Raw genomic sequence first — 7,072 nt, 5'->3', positions numbered from 1 at the left:
AGGGGAGAACAAAGTGTAAACCTGGCAATTCAGTGGAAACTACTGCGGGCAACAATACGATTACCACCCGCAGCAATGGGAAGCAGTGAGTATCAGCCCAGCACATCCTGCACGCAGGCTTTAAATACTTTCACGCCGAGCGCTAACGCTTCGCGGTCAAAGTGCATTTCCGGGTGATGCAGCCCCGGCGTCAGGTTCGCGCCCAGCCCCCAGAAACCACCTTTCACCTGTGGGCGCAAGCGCAGGTAGTGGAAGAAATCCTCACTACCCGGCGTCGATTTCGGTGCGGTCAGCCCGGTGTCGCCAAACACACTGCGGATCGCGCGGGAAACCACGTCAGTTGCCTCATCATCAATGATCGCCGCAGGCATCTCCTTAAGAACGCGGATTTCAGCACGCGCACCATAAGCCGCGGCACTGCTTTCAATAGCACGCAATACCTGCGGTTTCAGTGCATCCATGGCCTCATTTTCTGCCGCGCGTAGATCCCAACACACCTGCGCTTTGTCCGGAATGGAGTTAGTGACTCCGGCATCGCAAAGAAAACGTGTGGCTTTCGCGCTCCAGGTGAGCGATGGCGCAAGGTGAATACCGTTAACCGCCTGCACCGCGTGCGCAGCGGCATCCAGTGCGTTCACCCCCAAATGCGGGCGCGCAGCATGCGCTGCTTTGCCGTGAAACATCACCTCAACGGTGGCGGACGCAGAATAGTACATCGCCGGAACGGCCTGGCCCATCGGACACTCTTCCAGCGGGCGCAGGTGGAAGCCAAGCAACATGTCCACATCGTCCAGCACGCCGCCTTCGGTCAGGGCAATCGCCCCGGTGCCCAGCTCTTCAGCGGGCTGGAAGATAAACTTCAGTTTGCCCTTTTTCACTACGCCTTCAGCCATCACTTCCTGCGCCGTCGTCAGCACCACAGAAGAATGCCCATCGTGACCACAGGTGTGGCGCGCAACGTGTTGACCCTCAATGATATGCCCGAGTGCATCCATATCGGCGCGCAACGCCAGAGTCGGTCCGGGGTTGCCACTGTCCAGCACGGCGACGATACCGGTAGTGTTATTGATCTGGCGCGTAACCTGGTAGCCCGCCGCCTCCAGTACCCCGGCGATATAAGCAGAGGTTTTATACTCTTCGAACCCAAGTTCTGGGATCTGATGCAGGTAATTAAAGTGCTCTAGTGTACGTGACACGTCTTACTCCTTGGTGTGCTTCACTCAGGCAATAACGCGCATTATCAGCATAGAAATAACCGCGTTAAGAATGCTGACGGCCATCAGTAACGGCCAGTACTTCTTCGGTACATCGGCCACGCCCAACAGGCGGCCCATATACTGTAGCTGCGAACCCATTAAAAAGATGGCGGGTGCAAGAATGGTTATTTGCCCGACATCAAGCTGGCCTTTGCTCAGCAGGCTGACCGCCACGCCTGTGCCTGCGGAGGAGGAGAGCCAGGCGGTGAGCAACACGGTAATGGCTTCGCCCGGCAGGCCGAACAGCCCCATAACCGGTGCGCAAATATGACCAATAATCTGCATCACACCCAATAAATTGAGCATTTCAGCGATCACATAGGCCATTAATACATTCGGCATCAGGTTATTGATGGCGATATTAAAACCTTTTCGCGCGCCGATAACGAAAATATCGAACGGATTACCGGAGACTTTGGCGGTATTACTCATGGTCGAAATCCCTCTTATAGACAGTATTTAATGCCAGGCGAACCACGGCTGCGCCAACAAACTTCAGCACAAACATCAACACCAGCGGAATAATAATCGGGATAGTCAGCGAGGCGAACATTGCCGAACCAATAGAGAAATAGTTATTGATTAATCCGGCACCGGAATATTGCCACGCCCCCATAATCACCACATCTTTACGGGTAATTTTCTCGCTGTCGTACAACTCTTTGGTTAATGCCGCCCCGGCATCGGTACTTTGCAGATCGGTGATCAGCGCCAACCCGGTATAACCCGGAATACCGAGCAGCGGTTTAAGCAATGGCGTCAGTAGCTTATGCGCTGCGCGTATCGCGCCATAGTGGGTAAAAATCTCCAACAGCCCCAGCGCCAGCATCACCGTTGGTACCAGCGACAGCGCAAACAGAAAGCCGGCTTTTGCACTAATGCCGCCGCTGCCAATAAAGGTGCTGGTCTCCGGCGACTTCATGGTGCCAAAGGCGCCGCCCAGCGTAGTGAAGTCAAACGCTCCCAGCCACGCCATACCCTCAACCTTGAAAAAGAAGCCGGAAAAAACCAGCAGAACAATCACCAGGGAGATCCAGGCGCCAGGCCCGACTTTCCACTCATCCGCGTGCGCTTTCGCGGGTTGCTCCAGCGTTTTCGATTCGCTCATAACATCTCTCTTTAAAATAATCAGATGACAATGTTCTATTACTAAGCAGGATCCATGCCTGAACAGGTCGATGATAAAATAAAAATCTTTTACCGCGATTTTTTACGCAATAAATAACCTTCCCGCGAAATACAGAGAATAAAAAGCAAAATTACTGAAAAATTATTTAATTAACTTCTGAAACCACCCTAATAAAATAATCTCTCACCGTCATTGGGCACCCTTTTGGTGCAAAAAGCCTCTTTTAATTTTTCGTATCTGTTTTCCTCTGAAACCTGGCGGTTAATTTGATTATCACTATTCAATCCGGATGATAAATATCCGCGTTAAGATGTTATTGTTGCTCTCAGGTCAACAGTTAAGAAGGAATGTGGCGGATGTTTCAGGACAAACAGGTCGGTTATCTGTATGAAGTGGGCAACCAGGGCGGCATCCGCCGCGCGGCGGACATTCTTGGCGTTAACCCATCGGTGGTGAGCCGCCAGATTGCGCAACTGGAGCGCGCATTACAGCTCCCCTTACTGGAACGGCGCGGGCGTAACGTGGTGCTTACTGAAGCCGGGCGTCTGCTTGCTGAGGATTACTTCGCCAGCCGCCAGCGGCGCGAAAAGCTGGAAAGCCAACTGAAAGATCTGCGCCATATGCGCGGCGGCACGATATCGGTTCGTATTGGCGGCGGGCTTATCACCGCGTTTATCGAAGGGGTAATGCGCGAGTTTGCGCAGTCGTACCCGCAGGTTTTTGTCGACATTGTGGTAGGCAGCATGCAGGAAATGCTCAACGACATAGTCAGCGGCGATGCGGATATGGCGCTGGCCTTTGGCCCGATTGGCTCCCCGGAACTCAAGCGCCACAGCTTTCAATGGGGGCCGATTTGTGCCGTCGTCTCGCCGCAACACCCTATCGCCCAACGGAAGAGCATTACTATTGAAGAATTGACTCAGCATCAACTCATTGCGCTGACGGAAAATTTCGGCCTGCAACGGCATATGAATGCGATGTTTAAAACCCAGGGCTTGCAATTTCACCCGGCGTATCGCTGCAACCAGTTCTCCACTGCCATGGGGCTAAGCCAGGCTGGACTGGGGATTTCGTTTATGACCGCGTACGCCGCCGCCGATCCGATTCGCCAGGGCACGTTAGTGGCGGTACCGCTTGATCACCCGATTGCCAGCAGCGCTCAGTGCCATTTGCTGCGCAACTCCGATCGACGCTTTACGCCTGCGGCCCACCATATGTGGCGGCTGTTGCATAATGCCTTTCGCGATAAATAGCGGGGTGTGATATACCAGAGACCGACCTTAACGAGGCAAACCATGTCGATAACGCGCGATATAGAGCAATCATTTTGCCGCCCGGAAACCTTGCCAGGCGTCGAACTGCGTAGTACCTGGCGCAGCCAGCAAGCCTATAAGCGCCACCGCCATGCAGAACTGTCGATCGGCGCGATTGTTGAGGGGCAAACCCGTTGCATCTGTAACGAACGGGAATACCTGCTGATGCCCGGCGATATGATCGTGATTCCTCCGCTAACGCCACATAGCTGTAACCCGTTACCTGGTCAGTCACGCAGTTACCATATGCTTTATCTGCCGCAGACAACCAGTGCGCAGCAGGTGATCCGCAATCCACGACTGTTTCAGCAATACCTGCACATTGTCTCGTTAATCGAAAGCGGGCAAACCGGCCCATTGCCCGCGGCTATCGCCCGTTTGCTCACCGCCCTCACCTGCCCATCACAGCACCCGGCACAACTTCGCCCTACCAGTCAGCAGTTGCAGGACGCGCTGCTCAGCAACTTACAGCAACCGCCGACGCTGGATGAACTGGCGCACGTTTTATCTCTGCGCAAAGAGACGCTGATCCGCACCTTTAAACAGGACACCGGGCTAACGCCAGGCTGTTTTTTAAATAGCGCCCGCGTGGAGTTTGCCAAAAGTCGCCTGCGTGCCGGCGATAATCTGGCCGATGTAGGCTATCAGAGCGGATTTGCCGATCAGAGCCATTTTCACCGGACCTTTGTCAGTTATACCGCCGCCACGCCGCGCCAGTACGCGATCGGCCGATCAATATCCGACAATAAATAGCGTCACGATGCCGCTAAGGTGACCGCAGTTTTTTACTGCCGAGGTCACTATGGACATTTTTCCTTCCGCGTTTCCCTCACTGGCGCTGGCGCATTTTGTCGCCCTGCTTAGCCCGGGCCCGGATTTCTTCCTGCTGGTGGGCTATGCCATTCGCTACCGGTTGCGTGGCAGCGCCGGGCTTTGCGTGGGGATTGCTTCCGGCAACGCGCTCTATATTTTGCTGGTGATTATCGGCGCGAGCGCGTTACGCCGTTTCACCGTACTCTTCACCGCCATTGCGTTGCTCGGCGCGCTTTATCTGCTATGGATAGGTTGCCAGTTAGTACGCAGCCGCCCACAAGCCCTTACGCTTGATGAAACGCAGCAACGCTGTCCGTCCATCGGCAAACAGTGTCTGCTCGGCCTCGGTTCGGCATTGCTCAATCCGAAAAATGCATTGTTCTACCTGGCGCTGATGACCGCCCTTCTCGGGCCGGACGTGACACTACTCCAGCAATCCGCCAGCGGCGTCTGGATGATAATGGTTGTGCTGCTGTGGGATTTAGTCGTCGTCTCGCTTATCGGCCTACCTGCAGTACAGAACCGATTGCGCCGAAGCGTTTACTGGATAGAGCGTATCGCGGGCGTGGTGTTGATGGGGTTTGGGCTGTGGATTTTATGCAAATTCATCTAATGCAATTACTCAAAGAGCTCAGCGTGGGTACCCAAATCGGTAAACACCACCAGATGTTTGGCCTCATCCACGCGATAAACCAATAAGTAGTCGCCACCAAGATGTAATTCACGAAATCCGAGCATATTTCCGGTTAAGGCATGATCGCTATATTGAGCCGGAAGCGGGTTGCCAGAAAGCACCATCGACATAATTGCTGCCGTTTCATGCATATCTCTGCGACCCGCTTTGTTGTAACGCGCCCAGGCTTTAACAAATGTTTTCGTGTAATCGGAACGGTAAGGAAGTGGCGCGCGTTTACTCTTTCCCATCATTTAAGCTGTCCATTAGCTGCTCAACACCATTAAAGCGTCCATGCTGGTGTGTGGTGATCTCATTGGCTTCGCTCATCGCGTTGCGTAAGCGTGCTGTTGGTTTGCGGGTAACCTCAAACGGGATACCCTCACTTTTGACGATTTGCTCAGCAAACAGCCGTATTGCCGTGCTCCAGTTGAGCCCACAGCTCTCAAGTACCAGCCCGGCGCGCGCTTTCAGTTCGCTGTCGATACGCGATCGGATAACGGAATCCATAGAACCTCCTTTATTTTTGTAGCCACATTGTAGCTACAAAATTCAACCTTTGCACCATCCCCTCGTCTCGCTCTATGCTTAACGCATGGAAAAATTAGCTGAACTCAAGCGCGCCAAGCGTCTGGCGCTCTCACTGTTGCTGGTTGCAGCGGCAACGTTTGTCACCACGCTTTTCCTGCCGCCCAACTTCTGGGTGAGCGGGGTCAAAGCCATTGCCGAAGCAGCGATGGTTGGCGCGCTGGCGGACTGGTTTGCGGTAGTGGCGCTGTTTCGCCGCGTGCCGATCCCGTTTATTTCCAGCCATACCGCCATTATCCCGCGTAATAAAGATCGGATTGGCGACAATCTTGGCCAGTTTGTACAGGAAAAGTTTCTTGATACTCAGTCACTCGTGGCGTTGATCCATCGTCATCAGCCTGCACAGCTGATCGGCGTCTGGTTCAGCCAGCCGGAAAACGCACAACGGGTGGGTCAACACTTACTGCAAGTGATGAGCGGCTTTCTGGAAATGGCCGACGATACCCGTATTCAGCGCCTGTTACGCCGGGCAGTGCATAAAGCCATCGACAAAGTCGATCTGACGGAAACCAGTGCGCTGTTACTGGAAAGTCTGACGCGCAACAACCGCCATCAGAAGCTGCTGGATAGCCTGATAGCCCAGTTAATTGCCCTGCTGCAGCGTGAAAGCTCACGCACCTTTATTGCCCGCCAGGTGGTGCACTGGCTGGAGACCGATCACCCGTTAAAAGCGAAGATCCTGCCAACCGAATGGCTCGGTGAGCAAAGCGCGGAACTGGTTTCCGACGCGGTGAACTCGCTGCTGGACGACATTAACGCCGACCGTACGCATCAGATTCGCCAGGCATTCGATCGGGCCACGATGAAATTGATCGCCAATCTGAAAACCGATCCGGAAATGGCGCAACGGGCAGATAACATCAAAGATTATCTGAAAAACGACGAGGCTTTTAATCGCTATCTGGGCGAAATGTGGGCGGATCTGCGCAACTGGATGAAAGCCGACATGCAGTCTGACGATTCGCGTATGAAAAAACACATTACCGACGCGGGGTTATGGTTTGGCGAAACACTGCTGGCGGATGGTGCGCTGCGCGCCTCGCTGAATGAGCATCTTGAACAGGCTGCGCACCGGGTCGCACCGGACTTCGCCGCCTTTCTGACGCGCCATATTAGCGATACGGTGAAAAGCTGGGACGCGCATGACATGTCGCGCCAGGTCGAACTGAATATAGGCAAAGACCTGCAATTTATCCGCATCAACGGCACACTGGTCGGTGGATCGATTGGTCTGATCCTCTATCTGCTCTCACAGTTACCCATGCTGCTGCACATTACCGTTTTTTGATTCTTCTGTAAG

The 7,072-nt window shown here is 53.9% G+C and carries 9 protein-coding genes; 4 read left to right on the top strand and 5 right to left on the bottom strand.

Annotation, left to right across the window (positions count from 1 at the left end):
• Positions 1–92: 92 nt before the first annotated feature.
• From GA0061071_RS04965 to GA0061071_RS04955, 3 genes are read right to left on the bottom strand one after another with little or no spacing between them, the layout of a single operon-like run.
• A complete protein-coding gene (locus GA0061071_RS04965) occupies positions 93–1,196 on the bottom strand; it encodes a M20 peptidase aminoacylase family protein (RefSeq protein WP_088237338.1) in 1,104 nt (367 codons plus the stop codon).
• Positions 1,197–1,220: 24 nt separating this feature from the next.
• Positions 1,221–1,688 carry a YjiG family protein gene (locus GA0061071_RS04960; RefSeq protein ID WP_061497942.1) on the bottom strand — a complete coding sequence of 156 codons (468 nt, stop codon included), beginning with the start codon at positions 1,686–1,688 and terminating at the stop codon, positions 1,221–1,223.
• A complete protein-coding gene (locus tag GA0061071_RS04955) occupies positions 1,681–2,364 on the bottom strand; it encodes a nucleoside recognition domain-containing protein (RefSeq protein ID WP_061497944.1) in 684 nt (227 codons plus the stop codon). Before GA0061071_RS04955 ends, GA0061071_RS04960 begins: the two co-directional genes overlap by 8 nt.
• 377 nt (positions 2,365–2,741) lie before the next feature.
• Between GA0061071_RS04955 and GA0061071_RS04950 the strand changes: the two genes are divergently transcribed.
• From GA0061071_RS04950 to GA0061071_RS04940, 3 genes are read left to right on the top strand one after another with little or no spacing between them, the layout of a single operon-like run.
• The gene (locus GA0061071_RS04950; protein WP_088237337.1) at positions 2,742–3,638 is read left to right on the top strand and encodes a LysR family transcriptional regulator; all 897 of its coding nucleotides are present in this window, start codon (positions 2,742–2,744) and stop codon (positions 3,636–3,638) included.
• A 42-nt stretch (positions 3,639–3,680) separates the two neighbouring features.
• On the top strand, positions 3,681–4,451 hold the full coding sequence (locus GA0061071_RS04945; protein WP_061497947.1) for an AraC family transcriptional regulator: 771 nt from the start codon (positions 3,681–3,683) through the stop codon (positions 4,449–4,451).
• Between the two features lie 49 nt (positions 4,452–4,500).
• Positions 4,501–5,124 (top strand): LysE family translocator, encoded by a 624-nt coding sequence (locus GA0061071_RS04940; protein ID WP_061497948.1) that lies wholly within the window; start codon positions 4,501–4,503, stop codon positions 5,122–5,124.
• A gap of 5 nt (positions 5,125–5,129) precedes the next feature.
• On the opposite strand, the gene GA0061071_RS04935 is transcribed toward GA0061071_RS04940, so the two are convergent.
• The gene (locus GA0061071_RS04935; RefSeq protein ID WP_245191397.1) at positions 5,130–5,438 is read right to left on the bottom strand and encodes a type II toxin-antitoxin system RelE/ParE family toxin; all 309 of its coding nucleotides are present in this window, start codon (positions 5,436–5,438) and stop codon (positions 5,130–5,132) included.
• A complete protein-coding gene (locus tag GA0061071_RS04930; protein WP_061497949.1) occupies positions 5,422–5,694 on the bottom strand; it encodes a type II toxin-antitoxin system RelB/DinJ family antitoxin in 273 nt (90 codons plus the stop codon). Before GA0061071_RS04930 ends, GA0061071_RS04935 begins: the two co-directional genes overlap by 17 nt.
• A gap of 85 nt (positions 5,695–5,779) precedes the next feature.
• On the opposite strand from GA0061071_RS04930, the gene GA0061071_RS04925 reads away from it, so the two are divergent.
• Positions 5,780–7,060: a DUF445 domain-containing protein gene (locus GA0061071_RS04925; RefSeq protein WP_061497950.1), complete on the top strand. Its 1,281-nt coding sequence runs from the start codon at positions 5,780–5,782 to the stop codon at positions 7,058–7,060.
• Positions 7,061–7,072: the final 12 nt, after the last annotated feature.

It is taken from the genome of Kosakonia oryzendophytica (assembly GCF_900094925.1).
Taxonomy (GTDB): Bacteria; Pseudomonadota; Gammaproteobacteria; order Enterobacterales; family Enterobacteriaceae; genus Kosakonia; species Kosakonia oryzendophytica.
The sequence above is the reverse complement of the archived record's forward strand: the minus strand, read 5'-3'. Positions and strand labels throughout refer to the sequence as shown.

Excerpts from the sequence above, each read along its gene's own strand:
- GA0061071_RS04960 (WP_061497942.1), bottom strand. The coding sequence starts at position 1,688 with ATGAGTAATACCGCCAAAGTCTCCGGTAATCCGTTCGATATTTTCGTT.
- GA0061071_RS04955 (WP_061497944.1), bottom strand. The coding sequence starts at position 2,364 with ATGAGCGAATCGAAAACGCTGGAGCAACCCGCGAAAGCGCACGCGGAT.
- GA0061071_RS04950 (WP_088237337.1), top strand. The coding sequence starts at position 2,742 with ATGTTTCAGGACAAACAGGTCGGTTATCTGTATGAAGTGGGCAACCAG.
- GA0061071_RS04945 (WP_061497947.1), top strand. The coding sequence starts at position 3,681 with ATGTCGATAACGCGCGATATAGAGCAATCATTTTGCCGCCCGGAAACC.
- GA0061071_RS04940 (WP_061497948.1), top strand. The coding sequence starts at position 4,501 with ATGGACATTTTTCCTTCCGCGTTTCCCTCACTGGCGCTGGCGCATTTT.
- GA0061071_RS04935 (WP_245191397.1), bottom strand. The coding sequence starts at position 5,438 with ATGATGGGAAAGAGTAAACGCGCGCCACTTCCTTACCGTTCCGATTAC.
- GA0061071_RS04930 (WP_061497949.1), bottom strand. The coding sequence starts at position 5,694 with ATGGATTCCGTTATCCGATCGCGTATCGACAGCGAACTGAAAGCGCGC.
- GA0061071_RS04925 (WP_061497950.1), top strand. The coding sequence starts at position 5,780 with ATGGAAAAATTAGCTGAACTCAAGCGCGCCAAGCGTCTGGCGCTCTCA.